The organism is Maricaulis sp. (assembly GCF_030149515.1).
In the GTDB taxonomy this organism is placed as follows: Bacteria; Pseudomonadota; Alphaproteobacteria; order Caulobacterales; family Maricaulaceae; genus Maricaulis.
In genome coordinates this window covers 225,270-246,895 of sequence record NZ_JASBRI010000022.1, presented here as the reverse complement: position 1 = coordinate 246,895, position 21,626 = coordinate 225,270, and the positions used below count along the sequence as shown (strand labels likewise).

Genomic DNA, 21,626 nt, shown 5'->3' with positions numbered 1-21,626 from the left:
CGATCTCATCCCTAACCCTTTCGAGGATGAAACTCGACCTGGATATACACCGTCCGGCCTGGGACCTCGCCCTGATGGACCGGCCCGCGGCTGTGCAGCAGGACTGGTGTTATGGGGATGCCCTCGTTGCACTGGGTGCGCAAGTCTGCCGTGCCGGCATCCTTGATGGCGATACGCTTGTCGGCCTTGCCCAGTTCACCACGCGCCGGATTGGCGGGGTCGTGCATATGGCAGCCTGTACGCGCGGACCGGTCTGGCTGGAAAATGTGGGGCCGGATGCGAAGGCCGAATCCTACAGGGCGCTCAAGCGCGGTCTTGGCCTGTCCTGGCCTCGGATTACCGTGTTTACGCCTGACGAGACCGCGCCGGCAGGCGCCGGCAGGATGAGCCGGGTGATGACGGGCTATTCCACGGTGCTCCTGGATCTCACCCAAAGCGCCGAGGCGCTTCGTGCCGGACTGGACGGCAAGTGGCGCAACCGGCTCAAGGCGGCGGAAAAGTCCGGTCTGAAGGTCCAGCAGGCCGGTACCAAGCCGGCGCAATACCGCTGGTTGCTGGAAACCGAGGAGGGGCAGCGCACCGAGCGCGGTTATCGTGCGGCACCGGCTGCCCTGGTTCCGGCTTATGCCGAAGCCAAGGGCGAGCGGTCCAGCCTGTTGATCCTGCGGGCCGACAAGGGCCGGTCAAAGACGGCGGCGATGCTGTTCCTGATTCACGGCCGGGCGGCGACGTATCACATGGGCTGGGCCGACGAGACGGGGCGCCGCGACGGTGCCCACAATCTCCTGCTCTGGTCGGCGATCGAGGCGCTGCAGGCCCGGGGTATCGTCCAGCTGGACCTGGGCGGGGTGAACACGGCGTCCGGTGCGGGGATCGCCCGCTTCAAGATCGGGACCGGCGGCCGCGTGGTGACACTGGGTGGCAGCTATTTCTGAGCTTGCCCGGCCACGGTGCCAGATATCCAGGGTCAAAGCGCGAGCGATGCGACGACCGGAAATCTCGTTCTGGCCGGCCTGGCATCGCCGCGCCGACCCGGCGCTGCGCGGCATGCCGGATGACGACCGGGTCCGGGGCATCTTCGCCATCGAGATGTCGGGACCGGAGGAATGGGCGTTCATCGCTCCGTATGCGCACACTCGTCGCGTCATGCAGGCTTTATCCAGAAAAGGCTTCCCATCGGCCCCGGCGCCTAACTAAGGTGTCGGCCTGACAACAGCGCGTGGGGAGAATTATGGACGCTGTATTCGACCTGATCTTTACGGTCAGCGACTTCCTGTGGGGGGGCGAATGGAACGGGACCCGCATCGTCCCGATGTCCGGGCCCATCACTTACATGCTCCTGGGCACCGGCCTCTACTTCATGCTGCGGCTGGGCTTCCGCCCGCTGCGCCGCCTGGGGCCCGCCTTTGGCGAACTCTGGGGCGGTCGCAAAGGGTCCGGCGAGGGCGAGATCACGCCCTGGCAGGCCCTGTCCACCGCGCTGTCCGGCCAGGTCGGCACGGGCAATCTCGCCGGCGTCGCCACGGCGATCACGCTGGGCGGGCCCGGCGCCATCTTCTGGATGTGGGTCACGGCGATCTTCGGCATGGCGGCTGCCTATGCCGAATCCAGCCTCGCCGTGCGCTTCCGGGAACGCCATCCCGACGGGCATTTTCATGGCGGGCCGATGTATTCGATCAAGAACGGGCTGGGCAAGCACTGGGGCTGGCTGGCCTTCCTCTTCTGCGCCGGTACGGTGTTCTCCGCGATTGCCACCGGCGGCATGATCCAGGCCAATTCCGTCACGCAGAGCGCGCTTGAGGCCGGTACCTCGCTGGGGCTTGCCATTCCGAACTGGGCGGTCGGTGTGGTCCTGGCAGCTCTGGTCTTCCTCGTCATTATCGGCGGAATCAAGTCGATCGGCAGTGTGGCCGGCAAGATCATTCCCTTCATGGCGCTGGCCTATGTGGCGGCGGCCCTGTTTGTCCTGGTCACCCATATCGAACATGTTCCGGGGGCGTTCGCGACGATCTTCTCGCATGCCTTCGGGCTTGAACAGGCCGCCGGCGGGCTGGCCGGCTATGGCGTCCTGGCCGCGATCCGCGCCGGTGTGGCCCGCGGTCTCTTCTCCAACGAGGCCGGTCAGGGCTCTGCTCCGATCGCGCACGCCGCGGCGCAGACGAAGAATCCGGTCAAGCAGGGTGAGATCGCCATGCTGGGCGTGTTCATCGACACGATGGTGATCTGCACGATGACGGCGCTGGTCATCCTGGTCGTGGAAGGCTCCTTCCCGAGCGAGGGCGGTCCTGTGCCCTATGCCTGGATGTCGACCGAACTGGAAGCCTCCGCCGTAACCACCGCTGCCTATTCGGCGGGCATGTTCGGCGGGGCCTGGGTGATCCTGGCCGCGCAGGCGCTGTTCGCCTTCACCACGATCATAGGCTGGTCCTATTATGCCGAGCAGTGCATCACCTACATCGCCGGCGACTGGGTGGCGAAACCCTTCCGCTATGCGTGGGTGCTGGTCGCCTTCGTGGGTACGCTGATACTGAATGTGGACGGACTATGGCGTTTCGGCGACATCGCCAATTCGGTAATGCTGATCCCGAACGTGATATCCCTGCTCCTGTTGTCCGGCGTCGTCGTGGCGATGACCAAGCGGTTCGACACAACCGGGGAATTGCCGCCCAACTGGGCTGGCGACGACTGGGGAACCGACGAAACGCCTGCCGAGGAAATCGTTGCGGTCTCCACTGGCGAAGACAAGCCCGGCGACGGCGAATAGACGCCGGCCCGTCCGAAGACCTTAAGGCCCCGCTCCGGCGGGGCCTTTTGCGTTCCAGGCAGGCACTGAGCGCCGTGATTACTGCGAAAGAGCCGCGTGCAGACCTTGGAGAGGCGGAGTCGAGTTCATAATGTGCGCCCACCTAACCAACCGGGGATGAGTATGAGTGCAAGTTCGGCGTCTATTGGCGAAGTGGTGTCCAACGGGATTGGGACCGTAAACGGTTTCGTCTGGGGGCCGCCCATGCTGGTCCTCCTGCTGGGGACAGGGCTCTACCTGACGATCGGGTTGCGTTTCATGCCCCTGCGCAAGATCGGCTTTGCCTTCGGCGAGCTGATGAAGGGACGCAAATCCGAGGGCGACGGTGAAGTCACCCCCTTTGCCGCCCTGATGACTGCGCTGTCTTCGACCATCGGCACCGGCAATATCGCGGGCGTCGCTGTGGCGATCGCGATCGGCGGTCCCGGCGCGCTGTTCTGGATGTGGATGACCGCCCTTGTCGGCATGGCCACGAAATTTTCCGAAGGCGTGCTGGCTGTGAAATACCGCGAGGTCGACGAGACCGGACAGCGGGTCGGCGGGCCGATGTACTACATCAAGAACGGTATGGGGAAACGCTGGATCTGGCTGGGCGGCGTGTTCGCCTTCTTCGGCGTGATGGCGGGGCTTGGCACCGGCAATGCGATCCAGACGGCGGAAGTCGTGCGTACGGTCAATGAGACCTATGGCGTCGACTACTACGTCACCGGCGGGCTGCTGGCCCTGCTGGCGGGCATGGTGATTCTGGGCGGCATCAAGCGCATCGCCAGCGTCGCCGAAAAGGTCGTTCCCGCCATGGCGCTGATCTATATCGCGCTGGGTCTTAGCGTGGTGGCGATCAACTACGATGCCGTGCCGCATGCCCTTGTCCGCATCTTCTCCAATGCGCTCGGGTTTGACGCCGCCGCCGGCGGCTTTACCGGTGCCATGCTGATGCTGGCAATGCAGCGCGGTGTCGCCAGGGGCATCTTCTCCAACGAGGCTGGCCAGGGTTCCGCCCCGATCGCGCACGCGGCCGCGCAGAACAATGATCCGGTGGACCAGGGCATCATCGCCATGCTGGGTACTTTCATCGATACGATCATGGTGTGTTCGATCACCGGCCTGGCCATCCTCACCTCGGGCGTTATCCCGGAGGAATGCAATGCCTTCCTGATCGCCCAGAGCGGTATCACCCCGGAGGTCTGCGACACGGGTGCCCGCATCACGTCGGCGGCTTTCGCCGAAGCCCTGCCGGGCTTTGGCGACCATTTCGTCACGGTGGCGCTGGCGCTGTTCGCCTTCACAACTATTCTGGGATGGTCATACTACGGCGAACGCTGTGCCGAATATCTCTTCGGCGAGAAGATCATCATGCCGTTCCGCTATGCCTGGATCGCCATGATGCTGTTCGTTACCGGCCTGCTCTATGCGGGCGACAATGTCACCGCGCTGATGAATACAGTCTGGCTGACCACGGACACGCTGACCGGGATGATGGCGGCGCCCAACCTCATCGCCTTGCTCGTGCTTTCGCCCGTCATCTTCAAGATGACCCGGGACTATTTCGAAAAGCGGGAGGCCGAGGCGAAGACCGGAGCAGATCGCGCGTCCTGATGCCGAATGATGCAGGTCCCGCTTTGGCGGGACCTGCCCGCTCAGCGCCCCGGCCGGACGAGGGAGAGAAGGCCCAGTCCGACCAGAATGCCCAGCGTGTCGGCGCCGAGATCGGCGAGCGAGGCGGTCCGGCCGACCGTCAGAGACGCCTGGGCCAGTTCGATTCCGATCCCGTAAAGCACCAGGATGGGAACCGTGAACCAGCGGCTGACACCGGGCCAGGCGATATGAGCCAGCACCGTCAGCACGGCAAAGGCCGCGAGATGTTCCAGCTTGTCCGAGCCCAGAAGCGTGGCTGGCATGGCATGGCCCGGCTGCAGCGCCAGGTCGGTGATGACAATGATCGCGGCAACGAACAGAATGCGGCCAGCCCAACGCAGTGTCATGTCTGGACGTGCGGCGCTCGCGTTTCTAGGTTCCGTTGTCATTTTCCGGGACAGACCTTCCATGACCTTTTTGCTGAGCGATATCGACCTTCTGGCACAGCCGCGCAATGACTGGACCCGCGAGGATGCGGCCCGGATCTACCGTGCCCCCTTCAACGATCTCATCTTTGCGGCGCAGTCAGTGCACAGAAGATGCCATCCGGCCAACCAGGTCCAGACCAGCCAGCTCCTGTCGATCAAGACCGGCGGCTGTGCGGAGGATTGTGGCTATTGCAACCAGTCGGCCCATTTCGATACCGGCCTGAAGGCCTCCAAGCTGATGCCGCTGGACGAGGTGCTCGAGGCGGCAAAGAAGGCGAAGGCCGGCGGTGCGACACGATTCTGCATGGGTGCGGCCTGGCGTGAACTGAAGCCGCGCGACGAGGACAAGGTCTGCGACATGATTTCCGGCGTGAAAGCGCTGGGCATGGAGACATGCGTTACCCTCGGCATGCTGGACGATGGCCAGGCCGAACGTCTGCGGGATGCGGGGCTGGATTATTACAATCACAATCTCGATACCGCGCCGGAAGACTATGGCCGCGTTATCTCGACACGCACCTACCAGGACCGTCTGGATACCCTGGCGCGGGTGCGCGGTGCGGGCATTCATGTCTGTACGGGCGGCATTGTCGGCATGGGCGAGGACGAGGGCGCGCGCATCGGTCTCCTGACCGAGCTGGCGATCATGGATCCGCATCCGGAAAGCGTGCCGATCAATCACCTCGTCGGGGTTGCGGGTACGCCGCTGGGCGATTCGGAGCCGCTGGACGGTATCGAGTTCGTGCGCACCATTGCCACGGCGCGCATCCTGATGCCGCGTTCGATGGTGCGCCTGTCGGCCGGACGCGAAGGCATGAGCCAGGAGTTGCAGGCATTGTGCTTCCTCGCCGGGGCGAATTCGATCTTCGTGGGCGAGGAATTGCTGACGACGCCCAATCCGGACGAAGGCGAGGATTTCGATCTGTTCAAAACGCTGGGCATCGAACCGATGCCGCTTCCGGCGGCGGAATAGGCAATCAAGGGAGACCAGGATATGGATCGCATCGGAGCCGAGGCTGCTGTGGCCGGTTTGTCCGGCTGGTCGGCCGTGGAGGGCCGCGACGCAATTCGCAAGGCCTTCCAGTTCGCAGATTTCAATGCCGCCTGGGGTTTCATGAGCCGGGTGGCGCTGAAGGCCGACCAGATGGATCACCATCCCGAATGGTTCAATGTCTACAACAAGGTCGATGTGACCCTGGCCACGCATGATGCCGGCGGTGTGACGCAGAAGGATGTCGACCTGGCATCCTTCATGGACGCCGTCGCGGGCTAATCCGCCATCAGTTGGGGTGGATGATGATCATGCCGATCAGGATTTCCGCACCTTCCTGACCGAGCGTGATATCGGTCGCTTCCTGCAGGACCTGCGCGATCCGGTCGGCATCGGGAACGTCGCCGAAGCGGTAATTGACGCCGGTATAGACGCTCAGCGCGGTCACCCAGGCATTGCGAAGGCGCGGCATGTACTGTTCCACCCGCCTGCGCAGTCGCGCGTCGGGCACTTCCAGTCCGGCTTCTATCTGCAGCAGGCCCTGGGCCCGGTGATTGGCCTGCACGGTCGCCGTGAGTGCGGAAATGGGGACATAGGATTCCGAGGAGGTCAGCGTTCTGTGGCGGCTGTCCTCGCTGGGCGCGGGACTGCCTCCTCCACCGGCCAGGGCCGGGCCGGTCAGGCACAGGGCTGCCGCAAACGCGGTTAGGGGAAGAAGGCGGCGCAATCCGGTCATGCCTTTCTTCTAGCCTATCGGGGTAAAGGAAGCGTTGGCGTCGGCTCCGGCGGGCGATAGGTCCGGATCCGGAGCCGCCCGTTCCAGGTCTTGTGGAGACGCTCATATGTGCTGGGGTCGATCGGTTGCAGGGCGCAGTGCAGATAGCGCTCTGCGGTGGCCGTCCGGATCGGTGTATGCGTGACCGACCAGTAATAGCGGACACCACCGGTATCGGCGGGCCAGAGTGTTTCCACCGTCTCTGCATCGCCGTTGAATATGCCGCTTTCCAGGAGTTTGCGGACCAGCTTGGTCCCGTTCGGACTAATCTCGGGACGGACGCATTCTCCTTCATTATCGTTGGTGAACTGGGGATGGCGCCGGAAGCCGGCGCTCAGCGCAACATAGCGCAGGGTACCGTCCTCCGGTTGAAGGACGCAGGCGGCATTGGGGTTGCGGCGCACGCTGGCCAGAATGCCGGCCAGAACGCCGCGGGCCTTCGGTGCATCGCGGAACAGGCGGATCCGGTCAATCAGGCCGTGGCGAGGCAGGGCAAGTCCGGCCTCGATACGCGAGATGTGCGGTTGGCTGGTGTCCAGCAGTCTGGCGAGGCCCCGTTGTGTCAGCCCGGCGCGGGCCCGCATGGCTCGAAGTTCTGCCGCCCAGTTCATGCATTTCCCTTTCCGATTGGCATTCAAGCACCCCTTGGCGCGCCGGAATCATTGGTTCCAAATTAAAACCATTTCTGGATTCCAGGCGACAGGCGTGGGACACTGGAGAGGCTGGAAAACGAACTCTTTGATTGAAATCATGAAGCGCGTCCTTCTGGTCGAAGACGATGAAGCCGATGCGGAACTGGTCGAGAATGCCGTGCGGCGTCATGCGGCCATTCTTCAGCTGGAACGGGCTCCGTCGGCGGACGCGGCGTGGGACCTGTTGCGCCACCGGGCCTTGTCGGGGCGGAGCAAACGGCCTGTCTGCGTGCTTCTGGACATGGTGATGGGTGCGCATGACGGTGTCTGGCTGCTCGAGCGAATGTCTGGTCATCCGGCTTTGTGTGACATACCGGTCCTGGCTCTCTCTCAGCGCCCGGATGCCGTGCGGCAGGCTCGCGAGTTCGCCAATGTCGTGGGAGCCGTCGAGAAGCCGGCCGACGAGACCGACCGGCGGCGGCTTGTGGGTGACTTGCTTCGCCTCGCCGGAGCAATGGGCGTTTGGCCTGGTCCAAGGCTCAGCCCTCCCGATCCGCTCTTTTGATCCTGGGTATGGGGATTGTTCGGGACGCTCTTGACTCTTTCCTGCATTGGAACAAAAACAGAACAATGATCTTGAAGCCCGACACGAATGTGGCCGGGAGGCCGGCAGTCTCCCCCTTCCCCTACGGGCTGGGGCAGGCGGGCCTGCATGAGCTGGCCGAGGCCGGTTTCGGCGATTTTGCGGCCCTGGCAGGTCTGACCCTGGCAGCCTTGCGCGATGCCGGGAGGCCGGGTGTCTGTCTCTGGGTGCGCCAGCAGGCGCTGGCCGCCGAGCATGGGCGTGTTTCGGCCCGTGGAGTTGCCGGGTTCGGGTTCGACCCCGGGCGCCTGCTCTGGGTTGAGGCACGTACGCGCCTGGATGCGTTGCGGGCGATCGAGGAGGGCGCGCGGGACAAGGAGCTTGCTGCTGTGGTGGGGGAGGTCGACGGCATGGACTTCACGGCGGCGCGCCGGCTGGTCCTTGCGTCGGAATCCAGCCGGACTCCGCTGGTGCTGATGTTTCCTCATACGCGGTCGGGGGCAACGGCCGCACAGGGACGATGGCGGGTTTCGGCGCGGCCGTCGCAACCGGATCCATACGATGCGCGCGCCCCGGGGCGGCCGGCCTGGCGTGCGGTTCTGGAGAAGTCCCGCCTGCGGCCGGGCGAGGCGGGACGCGTCTTCGACCTGGAGTTCCATCATGAAGCGCCATGTCTGCGTCTGGTTCCCGGACTGGCCGCTCGACCGTCTGTACCGCAGCCGCGCCGCATCGGCCCCGTTCCGGGACGTGGCCTCGAATGGCGTGACACCGGATGAGGCCACACCCTTCGTTCTGACCGAAAGCGGCCAGCACGGCCTGCGCGTTGTGGCGGCCAATGCGGCGGCGTGCATGGCCGGAATCGAGGCGGGGCTGCGCTTCGCCGATGCCCGTGCCCGGGCGCCGGAGATGATGGCGGAGCCCGTCGACCGCATGGCTGATGCGCAGGCCTTGTCGGCGCTCGCCCTGTGGATGGAACGCTGGTCGCCCAGTGTCGCGCTGGCCGATGCTGATTCGATCCTGATCGATACAACCGGTGGCGCCCATCTTTTCGGTGGCGAAACGGCGATGATGAATGACATGGCAGCGGCGCTCGCCCGGAGCGGACTTGCCTGCCGGCTCGGTCTGGCGCCGACGCCGGGCGCCGCCTGGGCCCTCGCGCATGCGGCGCCGGACCGGACGCGGCTTAACGAAACCGGCCTCCGGGCCGGTCTGGCGGACTTGCCCATGTCCGGTCTGCGCCTGACGGAGGGGGCGCTGACCCTGCTCAGGCGCTTCGGACTGACGCGGATCGGCCAGCTTTACGATATCGACCGCAAGGCCCTGGCCCGGCGCTTTCATTCGCGGTCGGTTGCCGATGCGGTCCTGACCCGGCTCGATCAGGCGCTGGGGTTGCGGCCGGAACCGCTCGATCCTTTGCGCCCGCCGCCGGATCATGCGGTTCGCCTGCCCTGCGCGGAACCGCTGCTGCATCATGACGGTATCCGGGCCGGGCTGGAGCAGCTGGTGCCGGCCCTGTGCGAACGGCTGGATACCCATGGTGAAGGCGCGCGCCGCTTCCGCTTCGCCGCCTTCCGCAGCGATCAGAGCGTGACCGTGGTCCAGGCGGGTGCGGCCCGGCCGGTGCGCGACCCGGACCACATTCTGCGCCTGTTCCGGGACCGTCTGGACGGGATCGATCCGGGCTTCGGGATCGAGATGGTGGAGCTGGAGGCGGCCGGCACGGGACCGGTCCGGGCCGTTGCGCGCGATTTCGGGCCGGGTTTCGGCCGGGAAGGGCCGGACCTGGCGGGCCTGTCGCTGCTCGCCGACCGGATCACCGCCCGGCTGGGCAACCGGGTGGTGAAAACCCTCAAACCGGTTGAAAGCCATCTGCCCGAACGGGCGGAAAGACTCTCTGTCTATGATGGTGAACTCCCGGACTGGCAGAGCGCGGCCCCGGCCGGAAGTGCGCTGCGCCCCCTGCGCCTGTTCGAGCGGCCGGAAAGCCTCGATGTGATCGCGGAAATCCCCGACGGACCGCCCATGCGCTTTGTCTGGCGCCGGGTGGTGCACAGGGTCCGTCGTGCCGACGGGCCGGAACGCATCGCACCGGAATGGTGGCGTCCGCCGCCGCGGCCGTCCCGGGCGCGCGACTATTACCGCGTCGAAGACACGGATGGACGCCGCTACTGGATTTTCCGCGAAGGCCTTTATGGCGATGGTCGCGGCGGGACGCCGGCCTGGTATGTCCACGGGCTCTTCCCATGACCGGTTATGCCGAACTCGTCAGCGCGACCAATTTTTCCTTTCTGCGCGGGGCCTCGCATGGCGAGGAAATGGTGCTGGCCGCCAAGGCGCTCGGCCTTGCCGCACTGGGCGTTTGCGATATCAACACGCTGGCCGGGGTGGTGCGGGCGCATCTGGCGGCGAAGGAACACGGCTTTCCCCTTCTGGTCGGGGCCCGGCTGCGCCCCGCCGACGGGCCGGACCTGGTCTGCTATCCCACCGACCGCGCCGCCTATGGCCGCCTGTGCGCATTGTTGTCGAATGGCAAGATGGGCGATGTGCCCAAGGGCGAGTGCCGCATCGCACTGGACGACATTATAGCTCATGGCGAAGGCCAGATTTTCATCCTCATCCCGCCAGAGAACGATGATGACGGGTTCGAGGACTTGCTGGCCCGTCTCGCCAGGATCTGGGGCGATCGTCTCTATCTGGCGGCCATCCACCGTATGGCCGGCGGCGACAGGGCTCGCCTGGGCGCATTGTCGGCCCTTGCCGGACGCACCGGTGTGCCGCTGGTCGCGGCTCAAGACGCGTTCTACCACACCCCGTCCCGCCGCCCCTTGCAGGACGTGCTGACCTGTATCCGCGAGGGCTGCAGCATGGAAACGGCCGGGTTCCGGTTACAGCCGAATGCCGAGCGTCATCTCAAATCACCGGAAGAGATGGAACGCCTGTTCAAGGGGTTCGAAACGGCTCTGGCTCGCACGCAGGAAATCGTGGCGCGCTGTGCCTTCAGCCTCGACGAACTGGCCTATGTCTATCCTGACGAGCCTGTCCCGCCCGGCCGGACGCCACAGCAGCATCTCACAGCTCTTGCCTGGGAGGGCGCACACAGGCGCTATCCCAACGGCATTCCCGACAAGGTGGCCCGCCTGGTCGATCAGGAACTCGCCCTGATCGAGGCGCTTGGCTATCCCGCCTATTTCCTCACTGTGCACGATATTGTCGCCTGGGCACGCCGGCAGGGCATTCTTTGCCAGGGCCGGGGGTCGGCGGCGAATTCGGCCGTGTGCTACTGTCTCGGCATTACCGAGGTCGATCCGGCCCGGACCAGCCTGCTTTTCGCGCGCTTTCTGTCAAAGGAACGCAAGGAACCGCCCGATATCGACGTCGATTTCGAGCATGAGCGGCGCGAGGAAGTAATCCAGTATGTCTACCGCCGTTATGGCCGCCATCGCGCCGCGTTGACTGCGACGGTGATCTCCTACCGGCCGCGCTCGGCGCTGCGTGATGTGTGCAAGGCGATGGGCCTGTCTCCGGACATCGCCACGGCGATGGCGGGCACGGTCTGGGGCAGTTGGGGGCGGTCGGTAAACACCGAGCATATCCGCGAGGCCGGGCTGGATCCGGACAATCCGTCAATCCGCCTGGCGCTGCGTCTGGCCGGCGAGCTGATCGGCTTCCCGCGCCATCTCTCCCAGCATGTCGGGGGATTCGTACTGACCCGGGGCCCGCTGATCGAAACAGTGCCCGTGGGCAATGCGGCCATGGACGATCGCACCTTTATCGAATGGGACAAGGACGATATCGACGCCCTGGGTATCATGAAGGTGGATGTCCTGGCGCTGGGCATGCTGACCTGTATCCGCAAGGCCTTCGACATGCTTGCGTTCGACAAGGGCGAGACATGGAGCCTGGCCTCGATCCCTGAAGGTGACAGGGCGGTCTACGACATGCTCTGCGAGGCAGACAGTCTGGGCGTATTCCAGGTCGAGAGCCGGGCCCAGATGACCATGCTGCCGCGTCTGCGGCCGGGAAACTTCTACGATCTGGTGATCGAGGTTGCCATCGTGCGGCCGGGGCCGATCCAGGGCGATATGGTCCACCCCTATCTGCGGCGCAGGAAGGGGCTGGAGGCCGTCGACTATCCTTCGCCCGCTCCGGAGCACGGGCCGCCGGACGAGTTGCGGTCGATCCTCAGCCGGACCCTGGGTGTTCCCCTGTTCCAGGAACAGGCCATGCAGATCGCGATCGATGCCGCGAAATTCACGCCGGATGAGGCCAACGGGCTGCGCCGGGCCATGGCGACTTTCCGCAAGATGGGCACGATCGCGAACTATGAGAGCAAGATGGTCGAGGGCATGACTGCGCGCGGTTATTCGCTGGAATTCGCCCAGGCCTGTTTCAACCAGATCAAGGGATTCGGCGATTACGGTTTCCCCGAAAGTCATGCCGCCAGCTTCGCGCTTCTAGTCTATGTTTCCGCCTGGCTGAAATGCCATCACCCGGAGGTGTTTGCAGCGTCGCTTCTGAATTCCCAGCCCATGGGGTTTTATGCGCCGGCCCAGATCGTCCGCGATGCCCGCGAGCATGGTGTCGAAGTGCGCGGGCCGGACGTCAATTACTCGGCCTGGGACTGTATGCTGGAACCGGCCGAAAGGGGCGGTTTCGCCCTGCGCTTGGGACTGAGACTGATCGATGGCCTGCGCGAGGACGATGCCATGGCAATCGTCGAGGGACGAGGCCGCGGCTATGACGATCCGGCGGAATTGCGGCGCCGTGCCGGGCTGGGCCGGGGGGCGATGGAACGTCTTGCCGCCGCCGATGCCTTCCGGTCTATGGAACTCGACCGCCGGCAGGCGCTCTGGGCCATTCGTGGCGGTGCGCGGGACGCGGGACTTCCCCTGTTCGACATGGCCGGTGTCAATGCGTTTGGACGCGAGCGCGAGGCCGGCCTGCCGGACATACCCCTGTCGGAGCACGTGTTGCAGGACTATCAGACCACGGGCCTGTCCCTGAAGGCGCATCCCCTGCGTTTCCTGCGCGAACGCTATGACGCCATGGGCCTGGTCACAACACGCTCGGCCAATGCGCGGCCGGGCGGGAGCCGGGTGAAAACCGGTGGAGTTGTGCTGGTACGCCAGCGTCCGGGTACAGCCAGTGGTGTGGTGTTCATCACCATCGAGGACGAGACCGGCATCGCCAATCTTGTCGTCTGGCCGCGCGTTTTCGACCGGTTTCGTCCTGTCGTCATGGGAGCGCGGCTACTTGCGGTGAGCGGCCGGGTGCAAAGCGCCGACAATGTCGTGCATATCGTTGCCGAAGGCCTCGTCGACCGGACGGACGATCTCTCACTGCTGTCCGAAGACGTCCAGCGCGATACGCTCAAACAGGTGCTGGCCCCGACCGATGAAGTGGCCCGCCCCGTCAGCCGGGATCCGCGCGGACGCACACATCCGCGCAATGTGCGCGTGATCCCGAAAAGCCGGGACTTTCATTAGGCAAATAACGGATGCCCGAGCCTGTCGCGGGCCGATTACCCGAATCCTGCCGGCTGGAAGATGGTGGAGCTGGACGAAGTAACTTCGAACCCGCAGGGTTCGCAAGCGCGACTGCGCGCCGGGCGGTCAGCCCGCCCCATCGGAGACGTCCGCGAAGCGGACTGTCGTGAGATCGAGGGAATGGTGGAGCCAGGCGGAATCGAACCGCCGACCTCTTGAATGCCATTCAAGCGCTCTCCCAACTGAGCTATGGCCCCATTACCCTGTGCCGGATTGGGTCCCGGCGGGAGGCGCGGAAACTAGTCCCGGTTTTCACCGGGATCAAGCCTCTTGTGCGCCACAAATGCAGCGACCGGAAACCGGCCTACAGGTCCTCGTCCTTTTCAATCGGGAAGTCGCCGAAATCATCGTCTTCCTCATCGTCGAGCAGGACACTCGTATCGTCCTCGTCATCGCTGTCATTATCGACATCGTCTTCCTCGAACCCGTCGGGAAGATCGTCGCTCAGACCGGATGAGTCCTCGTCGTCATCATCGTCGTCACTGTCGGGAATGCGGTCGGCTTCGGCATCGATTTCAGGTGTGTCGTCGGTCTCGTCGCCGTAACCATCATCGTCCGATGTGGCGGCGGGTTGTTTGGCAGGCGGCTCTTCCTCGACTTCCGGTGCTGTCTCCAGACGCGGTTCCTCGAGTTCCGGATCGAACTCGGTTTCGCATTTCGGACAGCGGGCCGGCCGGCGGCCCAAATCGTAGAATTTCGCGCTGCAGCTCGGACAGGCGCGCTTGGTTCCCAGTTCTGGCTTGGCCATGACTTCCCTTCACAACCAGTTTCGAATTTCGGCGGGACCCGTTGCCACGATCACCGCCCTCTGTCAAAACCTCTTCGCCGTCATGTCACCTCAAACCTTGCATTTCCGTTCATGAGCGAAACGTCCTCCCGTCTGCGCGGTCCCGCGCAGGCCCATCCGGCCTCGGGCCTGGCAGGTTCCCTGGCCGCTCCCGGGGACAAGTCCGTCTCCCACCGTGCTCTCATTCTTGGCGCCCTTGCCCGGGGCGAGACGCGCATTTCCGGTCTGCTGGAAAGCGAAGACGTGTTGAATACAGCGAAGGCAATGGCTGCGCTCGGCGCCGGCGTCAAGCACAACCGCCCCGGCGAATGGGTAGTGCAGGGCACGAGCGGCCGGCTTTCAACCCCGCCAGAACCGCTCGACTTCGGAAATTCGGGCACAGGCGTGCGCCTGGTCATGGGAGCAGTCGCCGGGTCCGGAGCGGGCGCGGATTTCGTCGGGGATGAAAGCCTCTCATCCCGCCCGATGCGGCGTGTCACGGATCCGCTGGGTCTCATGGGCGCACGCTTCACAACGACCGACGGGCGCCTGCCAGCCCATCTGGAGCCGGGGGAACTGGCGGCTATCGACTACACGCCGCCCATCGCGTCGGCACAGGTGAAATCGGCAATCCTGCTCGCCGGCCTGGGCGCTAAGGGAGAAACCTGTGTGCGCGAGCTGCAGGTCACGCGCGACCACACAGAAACCATGCTGAAATCCTTCGGAGCCGAAATAGACGTGACGCGCGAAGGCGGCGGTACGCGCATCCGTCTTACCGGTCCGCAGCGCCTGACCGGTCAGGTGGTCGACGTGCCGGGAGATCCGTCCTCTTCGGCCTTTGCGATTGTCGCTGCCCTGATCGTGCCGGACTCCGAAGTCACGCTGACCGGCGTCATGAACAACCCGGCCCGCACCGGCCTGATCGAGACCCTGAAGGAAATGGGAGCGGACCTGACAATCGTGCCGGGACCTGTCATGGCCGGCGAGCGCACGATGACAGTAACCGCGCGGACCAGCCCGCTGAGAGGTATCGAAGTGCCGGCCGAGCGCGCGCCTGCCATGATTGACGAATATCCCATTCTTGCAGTCGCCGCCGCATTCGCGACCGGAACCACCTTCATGCCAGGGCTTGCGGAACTGCGCGCCAAGGAAAGCGACCGGCTTGCCGGCACCGCGGCGCTACTCACTGTGAACGGCGCCAGGGTGGAAGCCGGCGAGGATAGTCTGACCGTCTACGGGGCCGGTCCGAAGGGGCTCGAGGGCGGCGGCGAAACGGTGACGCATCACGATCATCGGCTGGCCATGAGCGGCCTTGTCCTCGGCCTCGCCTCGCGAACGGGCGCGCGCGTCGACGATATCGCCATGATCGCGACCAGCTATCCCGACTTCTTCGACCATATGCGCAGCCTGGGCGCGGCGCTGGAGGCCGGTTGAGATGATCATCGCCGTCGACGGACCCATGGCCTCAGGCAAGGGCACGATCGCAAAGGCGCTGGCCGCGCACTTGTCCCTGCCCCATCTGGACACGGGCTCGCTATATCGCGCCACCGGCGTGGCGGTGCTTGATGCCGGCGTGTCCCCGGAGGACCACACCGCCTGTGCGGCGCTGGCCCGCGACCTCGATGTCTCGGCGATCGACGAAGCTCGCATACGCACGGCACAGGCCGGGGCCATGGCGTCAAAAATCGCGGCGATTCCGGCCGTGCGTGACGCCCTGTTCGAGGTGCAGCGTGCCTTTGCAACGCAGCCGGGCGGCGCCATTCTCGACGGCCGGGATATCGGAACGGTGATCTGCCCGGATGCGGACGTAAAGCTGTTCGTGACCGCCGATCCGGAGACACGGGCCCGCCGCCGCTGGGCGGAATTGACCGCGAGCGGCGAGACGCTCAGCTTTGACGCAATGCTGGAACAGACCCGCGAACGGGACCGCCGGGATGCCGGGCGCAGCGATGCGCCGATGCGTCCGGCGGACGACGCGATCTTGCTTGATACGTCTTCCTTGAGTATAGACGCGGCCGTTGCAACAGCGATCCGCATTGTGGAAAAGCGCCAAAAGGCGTGACACTTCCGACGCTAGAGCAACAAGAAGCCGGGCGTTCCAGATGCCGTCACCGCAATATCGATCCGATGTCGCGGCCTTGGCTGGCGCCCATTTGTACAACGACCAACCGGCCGGAAACGGCTACGCGGTGGCCGCGAAAGCACAGTTCGAAGCGTTCGCCGCATTGGAGCAACCCTTTAACATGTCTAACGAATCCCTCACCCCGACGACCGATGATTTTGCCGCCATGCTCGAAGCGAGTCTCGCCGGACGAGATCTGGCGGAAGGCCAGGTCGTCAAAGGTTCCGTGACCGCGATCGAAAACGATTTCGTGGTGGTCGATGTCGGCCTGAAGACCGAAGGCCGGATCCCGCTGCGCGAGTTCACGGGCCCGGGCTCGGAAGCCCCCAAAGTGGGTGACGAAGTCGAAGTTTACCTGGAGCGCATCGAAAACGCGCTCGGCGATGCCATCCTGTCGCGCGACAAAGCCCGCCGCGAGGAAAGCTGGGATCGTCTCGAGAAGTCCTTCGAGAAAAAGGAGCCCGTCAACGGCGCCATCGTGGGCCGCGTCAAGGGCGGGTTCACGGTGGACCTGGGCGGCGCCTCGGCCTTCCTGCCGGGCTCCCAGGTGGATATCCGCCCGGTGCGCGATGTCGGTCCGCTGATGAATCAGGAACAGCCCTTCGCGATCCTGAAGATGGACCGTCCGCGCGGCAATATCGTGGTTTCGCGCCGCGCCGTGCTGGAAGAAAGCCGCGCCGAACAGCGTGCCGAACTCGTCGGTCAGCTGGCCGAGGGCGAGACCCGCGAAGGCGTGGTCAAGAACATCACCGATTACGGTGCGTTCGTGGACCTGGGCGGGATCGACGGTCTGCTGCACGTCACTGACATGTCCTGGAGCCGCGTCGGCCACCCGTCCGAAGTGGTGGAAGTCGGCCAGACCGTCAAAGTCCAGATCATCAAGATCAACAAGGACACACAGCGCATCTCGCTCGGCATGAAGCAGCTGATGTCGGATCCGTGGGAAGGCGTGGGCGCCAAATACCCGGTTGGCGCCGTTTTCAAGGGCCGTGTCACCAATATCGCCGAATATGGTGCCTTCGTGGAACTGGAAGAGGGCGTTGAAGGCCTCGTCCACGTTTCCGAAATGTCCTGGACCAAGAAGAACGTCCATCCGGGCAAAATCCTGTCGACCTCGCAGGAAGTCGAAGTCATGGTGCTGGACGTCGATGCCGAAAAGCGCCGCATCTCCCTGGGTGTCAAGCAGACCCAGCGCAATCCCTGGGAAGTCTTCGCGGAAACCCATCCGTCCGGATCGTCGATCAAGGGCGAGATCAAGAACATCACCGAGTTCGGTCTGTTCGTCGGTCTCGACGGCGATATCGACGGCATGGTCCATCTCTCCGACATCTCCTGGGAGAAGTCGGGCGAGCAGGCCATCGAGGAATTCAAGAAGGGCGATGTCGTCGAGGCCAAGGTGCTCGATGTCGACGTCGAGAAAGAGCGCGTCTCCCTGGGCATCAAGCAGCTCGGCGGCGATCCGATGGATTCGTCCGGCGTGGGCCGTGGCGATACGGTGACCTGCACCGTCACCGAGGTCACCTCGGGCGGTATCGAGGTCTCCTTCGGCGAAGACGGTTCGATGAAGTCCTTCATCCGCAAGTCCGACCTGTCCCGCGATCGCGCGGAACAGCGTCCGGAGCGTTTCGCGGTCGGCGACAAGGTCGACGCCCGCGTCACCAATATCGACAAGGCATCGCGCCGCATCTCCCTGTCCATCAAGGCGCTGGAGATTTCCGAGGAGCGTGAGGCCGTCGAACAGTACGGTTCGTCCGACGCCGGCGCGTCGCTCGGCGACATTCTCGGCGCCGCACTGCGCGAGAAGGAAGAGGAGAAGGACGACAACTAGTCGTCTCCATCCCCTTACATACAGACAGAAGACGGCCGGAGCTCACGCTCCGGCCGTTTTTTTGTCCGTGCGCATTGACGGCCGCAGCAGCAGACGTAAGGATCAGGCTTTCCCGCGCGGAGGTTTAGCATGATCAAATCGGAATTGATCGACAAGTTGGCGGAGGCCAATCCCCACCTCTACCACCGCGATGTCGAGCGTGTGGTCAACACGGTCCTTGACGGTATCACCGATGCCCTTGCCCGCGGGGACAGGGTTGAGCTCCGCGGCTTCGGTGCCTTCTCGGTGCGCCGCCGCCCCGCCCGTATCGGACGCAATCCGCGGACCGGCGAAAGCGTTGCCGTCAAGGAAAAGCATGTGCCTTTCTTCAAGACCGGCAAGGAGTTGCGCGAACGCGTGGACGCATCGCGGGAAACCGTTCCGGAACTCGTCGAATAACCGTTCGCAATCGTGCGAAAGAGAAAGGGCCCGGGCAGTGTGCTGACGGGCCCTTTCCTTTTGTTCGCCTTGTCGTCTGCCCGGGTCGGCGTGGCAGGACCGGCACCGGTCATCGGCAGCACGGCGCCGGTCCGCCACACCTGCAGCCGCACCCATCGGCATCGGGCACGACTGTTGCCCTCAAGCTTTCCGGTTCCAGTCGGTCCTGCCTTCCAGCCAGCCGAAGGTCCGGACAAGCCAGCCCAGCCAGGACTTGTCGACAAGCCAGCGATCACCTGCTGCTCCGGTGACGCGGGGAGGGGTTCTTTCGATCATCAGTTCGACCAGGGTCATGGCGGCCTCCGTCATAAGCACGACCGGGATGTAGCGGGTCAGGGCAGTCTTGACCAACGCGTTCTCAAGGGTCTTTGATAAATACCGCTTATGGATAATTTCGCTTCCCTGCCCCCGGTCAATGCTATCCGCGTCTTCGAGGCCGCAGCGCGTCTGGGCAATTTCACGCGTACCGGCGAGGCGCTTGGCATGACCCAGGCCGCCGTGAGTTATCAAGTCAAGCTGCTTGAGGACCGGCTCGGCTTCGCGCTGTTCGAACGCAAGGCCCGCCACGTCGAACTGACCGTACGTGGCGCACAACTGGCCCGGGGGACATCCGAGGCCTTCCGCCTGCTCGAACGCACGTTCCGCGATGTGCGTGAGGACCGGGACAGCGTGCTGACCATCACCGCCCTGCCGACATTCTGTTCGAACTGGCTGGTCCCGCGGATCGGCAGCTTCCAGATCGATCACCCGCATCTGGCCGTGCGGATCGACAGCCGGTCCGAATTGGTCGACATCCGCGCCGGCGACGCGGATATCGGCATCCGTATGGGCCGGGGATACTGGCCGGGCCTGGAGGCGCGTCACCTTTTTGACGACAAGACCGCGCCGCTTGTGCCGGCCCAGGCAGCCGTCCGGTTCGGTCCGTTCGAAAAGCCGGAAGATCTTCTGCGCCTGCGCCTGTTCGGGCCCATGCACTGGTGGAGTGCCTGGATGGAGGAATGTGGGGTCGACCCTGCCCGTCTGCCGGAACGTCCGGCCCTGGAGCTGGAAACCCAGACGATGGAGGTGTCGGCGGCCATCGCTGCCGGAGATGCTGCGGTGATGGTCACGCCGATATACTTCGCCGAACAGCTCGCGGCCGGCGGCCTGTTGCAGCCTTTCGAACATGAATCCCCGCACACGCATTCGCACTATCTCGTCTTCGACAAGACGCGGGCCGTCGAACCGAAGATCAAAGCATTCGTCGAATGGATGCTGTTTCAGCCAATGGCGTTCTGCCTCAACCGGGACGGCCCCGCCCAGCGAACCGTCGAAAGCCCATAAGGCGCTGTGCCATGCCGCGCTCTCCATGCGTTTGGCACAACACGGTCTAGTTATATTTATGCTCTGGACGAACCTTAAGTAATAGGCTAGAAACACGCTGCGCAAAGCGCGTACTGACTGGCGCTCCCGACCCGCACATGACACCCGCTTTAAAGGATGCGGCAGAACACACGGGCGGGTCGCAGCCAGTTCGAAATCGAGTGAGTTCCAAATGCAATCTGCCGGCCGTGCTAGCGCGGCCGATCGATCACACTCATCCCAGGATATCTGCCATGTCTCTCAAAACGCCCGATGCACCGGTCGCGACAAAGCGGTCGGCGCAACAAGCTCGCCCCGCGGCGACGACAGCCGCGCTCAAGCAGACCATCGACTTCACCCGTCCCGACCCGGCGCGGACCGCGAACTACTCCTTGCCGCTGTATCAGGGCTGCGACTACAATCCGACCTATACCTGCTGGTCGATCAATTACGTCGACGGCTTCTTCAAGTTCAATCTGAAGCTGGACCAGCAACAGGGCGTCAATCTGATCTTCCAGTTGTGCAGCTCCATTGTGAACGGCACGACAAATTGTCCGATCTCCATCACCGTCAATGGCCAGCTTCTGGTGACGGGCTTCGATCCGCATATCACCAGCTTCTACGACATGGTCTGGTCGGTGCCGGCGAGCATGCTGAAGGCCGGGGACAATGAGATCGTGCTGAAGCTGATCGGGGGTAATTCCAAGGTCTTCATGCGCTATGCCATCGTCGACCTGCACACGACGGATACGAGCGCGTCCAACTGGTTGCAGTCAATCGACGACTCGCTGCCCCTGGGCAATATCAACCTGCCGGGCACGCACGACTCCGCTGCAATCAACACGACCATCCATACGCCCTATGCCTGTCACCGCTTCTCCATAACGGATCAGCTGAATGGCGGGGTCCGCCTGCTCGACGTCCGGCTCAAGGTGCAGAAGACGGGCAGTACCTACTCCTTCGTGACTTGCCACGGAGACCTGGGCAGCTCGACAGGGGTTAACGAATACCAGTCCTTCACGTCGCTGATGGACGAGTGCAAGACCTTCCTTGCCTCCAACACCTCCGAAATGGTGGTGATGACGCTGAAGGTTGATGACTGGAATGGCTACAATGGCGATTCCACGAATGTACTTAACGCGCTGGCCGATGTTCTTTCGGCCTATCCGGTTACCTCGTCGAGCGACATGCAGACGCTGGGTTCGGTGCGTTCGAAGATCGTGCTCTACAATCGTATCAACAGCGATCTGCGGCTGGGTGTGCCGATCGGCTGGAGCGACAATACAAGCGGCAGCGCTGCCTATGGCAATTCGAACCGCAATTTCTCCGTCTACGTCCAGGACCAGTACAAGGGTCTGCCAACCTTCGGTGCCAATGGCGTCAAGACCAATCTGGTCACTTCGGCTTTCGGGAAGAAGGCGAATTACGATGCGGTCCTGAATTATGCCAGCGCCACCTGGTACGGTGTGATCGGCGTCTACATAATGGGCGACCTCCTGTCCTACTTCGGCGCCAATTCCGCAGCCAATCGGCCGGCCCAGTTCGGCTGGACACTGTTCGACTACCAGTTCGAAAAATATAACACGGACACCTATGGCTGGATGGACATCGTCCAGTTCATCATCTCGTCCAACCACAATTATTCGGGCTATGAAAACCCGTTCAACGTGATCGGTCACGACGAGTTGTAGTCCGACCC

General features: G+C 63.9%; 20 protein-coding genes and 1 tRNA gene. 15 read left to right on the top strand and 6 right to left on the bottom strand.

What is annotated here, in order from left to right; genetic code table 11:
• Positions 1 to 26 precede the first annotated feature (26 nt).
• The 3 genes from Q1U94_RS10050 to Q1U94_RS10040 all read left to right on the top strand — a co-directional run bounded on the left by Q1U94_RS10050 (position 27) and on the right by Q1U94_RS10040 (position 4,399).
• Positions 27 to 935 (top strand): GNAT family N-acetyltransferase, encoded by a 909-nt coding sequence (locus Q1U94_RS10050; RefSeq protein WP_300544037.1) that lies wholly within the window; start codon positions 27 to 29, stop codon positions 933 to 935.
• A 296-nt stretch (positions 936 to 1,231) separates the two neighbouring features.
• On the top strand, positions 1,232 to 2,764 hold the full coding sequence (locus Q1U94_RS10045; RefSeq protein WP_300544034.1) for a sodium:alanine symporter family protein: 1,533 nt from the start codon (positions 1,232 to 1,234) through the stop codon (positions 2,762 to 2,764).
• A gap of 162 nt (positions 2,765 to 2,926) precedes the next feature.
• Positions 2,927 to 4,399 carry an alanine/glycine:cation symporter family protein gene (locus Q1U94_RS10040; RefSeq protein WP_300544032.1) on the top strand — a complete coding sequence of 491 codons (1,473 nt, stop codon included), beginning with the start codon at positions 2,927 to 2,929 and terminating at the stop codon, positions 4,397 to 4,399.
• 41 nt (positions 4,400 to 4,440) lie between these two features.
• Here Q1U94_RS10040 and Q1U94_RS10035 read toward each other — a convergent pair whose 3' ends face one another.
• Positions 4,441 to 4,785: a VanZ family protein gene (locus tag Q1U94_RS10035; protein ID WP_300544030.1), complete on the bottom strand. Its 345-nt coding sequence runs from the start codon at positions 4,783 to 4,785 to the stop codon at positions 4,441 to 4,443.
• Positions 4,786 to 4,846: 61 nt separating this feature from the next.
• Here Q1U94_RS10035 and bioB point away from each other — a divergent pair, with 61 nt between their 5' ends.
• Entirely contained in the window at positions 4,847 to 5,839 is a 993-nt protein-coding gene (bioB, locus tag Q1U94_RS10030; protein WP_300544027.1) for a biotin synthase BioB, read from the top strand.
• A gap of 21 nt (positions 5,840 to 5,860) precedes the next feature.
• Positions 5,861 to 6,139 (top strand): 4a-hydroxytetrahydrobiopterin dehydratase, encoded by a 279-nt coding sequence (locus tag Q1U94_RS10025; RefSeq protein ID WP_300544025.1) that lies wholly within the window; start codon positions 5,861 to 5,863, stop codon positions 6,137 to 6,139.
• Positions 6,140 to 6,146: 7 nt separating this feature from the next.
• Here Q1U94_RS10025 and Q1U94_RS10020 read toward each other — a convergent pair whose 3' ends face one another.
• Together Q1U94_RS10020 and Q1U94_RS10015 are read right to left on the bottom strand one after the other, a co-directional pair.
• Positions 6,147 to 6,593 carry a hypothetical protein gene (locus tag Q1U94_RS10020; RefSeq protein WP_300544022.1) on the bottom strand — a complete coding sequence of 149 codons (447 nt, stop codon included), beginning with the start codon at positions 6,591 to 6,593 and terminating at the stop codon, positions 6,147 to 6,149.
• 14 nt (positions 6,594 to 6,607) lie between these two features.
• Positions 6,608 to 7,243: a helix-turn-helix domain-containing protein gene (locus tag Q1U94_RS10015; RefSeq protein WP_300544019.1), complete on the bottom strand. Its 636-nt coding sequence runs from the start codon at positions 7,241 to 7,243 to the stop codon at positions 6,608 to 6,610.
• A 139-nt stretch (positions 7,244 to 7,382) separates the two neighbouring features.
• Between Q1U94_RS10015 and Q1U94_RS10010 the strand changes: the two genes are divergently transcribed.
• The 4 genes from Q1U94_RS10010 to Q1U94_RS09995 all read left to right on the top strand — a co-directional run bounded on the left by Q1U94_RS10010 (position 7,383) and on the right by Q1U94_RS09995 (position 13,333).
• Complete coding sequence (locus Q1U94_RS10010) at positions 7,383 to 7,829, top strand: response regulator (RefSeq protein ID WP_300544017.1); 447 nt, start codon at positions 7,383 to 7,385, stop codon at positions 7,827 to 7,829.
• Positions 7,830 to 7,894: 65 nt separating this feature from the next.
• A complete protein-coding gene (locus tag Q1U94_RS10005) occupies positions 7,895 to 8,623 on the top strand; it encodes a hypothetical protein (protein ID WP_300544015.1) in 729 nt (242 codons plus the stop codon).
• Positions 8,508 to 10,094 (top strand): DNA polymerase Y family protein, encoded by a 1,587-nt coding sequence (locus Q1U94_RS10000; protein ID WP_300544013.1) that lies wholly within the window; start codon positions 8,508 to 8,510, stop codon positions 10,092 to 10,094. The genes Q1U94_RS10005 and Q1U94_RS10000 overlap by 116 nt, the downstream gene beginning before the upstream one ends.
• Positions 10,091 to 13,333, top strand: coding sequence for an error-prone DNA polymerase (locus Q1U94_RS09995; protein ID WP_300544011.1), 3,243 nt, complete (start codon positions 10,091 to 10,093; stop codon positions 13,331 to 13,333). The genes Q1U94_RS10000 and Q1U94_RS09995 overlap by 4 nt, the downstream gene beginning before the upstream one ends.
• Positions 13,334 to 13,514: 181 nt before the next feature.
• Here Q1U94_RS09995 and Q1U94_RS09990 read toward each other — a convergent pair.
• Positions 13,515 to 13,590: transfer RNA gene (locus tag Q1U94_RS09990), tRNA-Ala, on the bottom strand.
• 107 nt (positions 13,591 to 13,697) lie between these two features.
• Positions 13,698 to 14,141, bottom strand: coding sequence for a TIGR02300 family protein (locus tag Q1U94_RS09985; RefSeq protein WP_300544009.1), 444 nt, complete (start codon positions 14,139 to 14,141; stop codon positions 13,698 to 13,700).
• A gap of 111 nt (positions 14,142 to 14,252) precedes the next feature.
• On the opposite strand from Q1U94_RS09985, the gene aroA reads away from it, so the two are divergent.
• The 4 genes from aroA to Q1U94_RS09965 all read left to right on the top strand — a co-directional run bounded on the left by aroA (position 14,253) and on the right by Q1U94_RS09965 (position 18,547).
• Positions 14,253 to 15,593, top strand: a complete 1,341-nt coding sequence (aroA, locus tag Q1U94_RS09980; RefSeq protein ID WP_300544007.1) for a 3-phosphoshikimate 1-carboxyvinyltransferase — start codon at positions 14,253 to 14,255, stop codon at positions 15,591 to 15,593.
• Position 15,594: 1 nt separating this feature from the next.
• Positions 15,595 to 16,221 (top strand): (d)CMP kinase, encoded by a 627-nt coding sequence (gene cmk, locus Q1U94_RS09975; RefSeq protein ID WP_300544005.1) that lies wholly within the window; start codon positions 15,595 to 15,597, stop codon positions 16,219 to 16,221.
• Positions 16,222 to 16,261: 40 nt separating this feature from the next.
• Entirely contained in the window at positions 16,262 to 18,109 is a 1,848-nt protein-coding gene (rpsA, locus tag Q1U94_RS09970) for a 30S ribosomal protein S1 (protein WP_300544003.1), read from the top strand.
• Positions 18,110 to 18,238: 129 nt separating this feature from the next.
• Positions 18,239 to 18,547: an integration host factor subunit beta gene (locus Q1U94_RS09965; protein ID WP_300544001.1), complete on the top strand. Its 309-nt coding sequence runs from the start codon at positions 18,239 to 18,241 to the stop codon at positions 18,545 to 18,547.
• A 180-nt stretch (positions 18,548 to 18,727) separates the two neighbouring features.
• Here Q1U94_RS09965 and Q1U94_RS09960 read toward each other — a convergent pair whose 3' ends face one another.
• Positions 18,728 to 18,937 carry a hypothetical protein gene (locus tag Q1U94_RS09960; RefSeq protein ID WP_300543998.1) on the bottom strand — a complete coding sequence of 70 codons (210 nt, stop codon included), beginning with the start codon at positions 18,935 to 18,937 and terminating at the stop codon, positions 18,728 to 18,730.
• A gap of 33 nt (positions 18,938 to 18,970) precedes the next feature.
• Here Q1U94_RS09960 and Q1U94_RS09955 point away from each other — a divergent pair, with 33 nt between their 5' ends.
• On the top strand, positions 18,971 to 19,909 hold the full coding sequence (locus Q1U94_RS09955) for a LysR substrate-binding domain-containing protein (RefSeq protein ID WP_300543996.1): 939 nt from the start codon (positions 18,971 to 18,973) through the stop codon (positions 19,907 to 19,909).
• 272 nt (positions 19,910 to 20,181) lie between these two features.
• Positions 20,182 to 21,618, top strand: a complete 1,437-nt coding sequence (locus Q1U94_RS09950) for a hypothetical protein (protein WP_300543993.1) — start codon at positions 20,182 to 20,184, stop codon at positions 21,616 to 21,618.
• Positions 21,619 to 21,626 lie beyond the last annotated feature (8 nt).

Excerpts from the sequence above, each read along its gene's own strand:
- Q1U94_RS09965 (WP_300544001.1), top strand. The coding sequence starts at position 18,239 with ATGATCAAATCGGAATTGATCGACAAGTTGGCGGAGGCCAATCCCCAC.
- Q1U94_RS10005 (WP_300544015.1), top strand. The coding sequence starts at position 7,895 with ATGATCTTGAAGCCCGACACGAATGTGGCCGGGAGGCCGGCAGTCTCC.
- Q1U94_RS10050 (WP_300544037.1), top strand. The coding sequence starts at position 27 with ATGAAACTCGACCTGGATATACACCGTCCGGCCTGGGACCTCGCCCTG.
- Q1U94_RS10010 (WP_300544017.1), top strand. The coding sequence starts at position 7,383 with ATGAAGCGCGTCCTTCTGGTCGAAGACGATGAAGCCGATGCGGAACTG.
- Q1U94_RS10045 (WP_300544034.1), top strand. The coding sequence starts at position 1,232 with ATGGACGCTGTATTCGACCTGATCTTTACGGTCAGCGACTTCCTGTGG.
- bioB (WP_300544027.1), top strand. The coding sequence starts at position 4,847 with ATGACCTTTTTGCTGAGCGATATCGACCTTCTGGCACAGCCGCGCAAT.
- Q1U94_RS10040 (WP_300544032.1), top strand. The coding sequence starts at position 2,927 with ATGAGTGCAAGTTCGGCGTCTATTGGCGAAGTGGTGTCCAACGGGATT.
- Q1U94_RS09950 (WP_300543993.1), top strand. The coding sequence starts at position 20,182 with ATGTCTCTCAAAACGCCCGATGCACCGGTCGCGACAAAGCGGTCGGCG.
- Q1U94_RS10020 (WP_300544022.1), bottom strand. The coding sequence starts at position 6,593 with ATGACCGGATTGCGCCGCCTTCTTCCCCTAACCGCGTTTGCGGCAGCC.
- cmk (WP_300544005.1), top strand. The coding sequence starts at position 15,595 with ATGATCATCGCCGTCGACGGACCCATGGCCTCAGGCAAGGGCACGATC.
- Q1U94_RS10000 (WP_300544013.1), top strand. The coding sequence starts at position 8,508 with ATGAAGCGCCATGTCTGCGTCTGGTTCCCGGACTGGCCGCTCGACCGT.
- Q1U94_RS10035 (WP_300544030.1), bottom strand. The coding sequence starts at position 4,785 with ATGACACTGCGTTGGGCTGGCCGCATTCTGTTCGTTGCCGCGATCATT.
- Q1U94_RS09985 (WP_300544009.1), bottom strand. The coding sequence starts at position 14,141 with ATGGCCAAGCCAGAACTGGGAACCAAGCGCGCCTGTCCGAGCTGCAGC.
- Q1U94_RS09955 (WP_300543996.1), top strand. The coding sequence starts at position 18,971 with ATGGATAATTTCGCTTCCCTGCCCCCGGTCAATGCTATCCGCGTCTTC.
- Q1U94_RS10025 (WP_300544025.1), top strand. The coding sequence starts at position 5,861 with ATGGATCGCATCGGAGCCGAGGCTGCTGTGGCCGGTTTGTCCGGCTGG.
- aroA (WP_300544007.1), top strand. The coding sequence starts at position 14,253 with ATGAGCGAAACGTCCTCCCGTCTGCGCGGTCCCGCGCAGGCCCATCCG.
- rpsA (WP_300544003.1), top strand. The coding sequence starts at position 16,262 with ATGCCGTCACCGCAATATCGATCCGATGTCGCGGCCTTGGCTGGCGCC.
- Q1U94_RS09995 (WP_300544011.1), top strand. The coding sequence starts at position 10,091 with ATGACCGGTTATGCCGAACTCGTCAGCGCGACCAATTTTTCCTTTCTG.
- Q1U94_RS10015 (WP_300544019.1), bottom strand. The coding sequence starts at position 7,243 with ATGAACTGGGCGGCAGAACTTCGAGCCATGCGGGCCCGCGCCGGGCTG.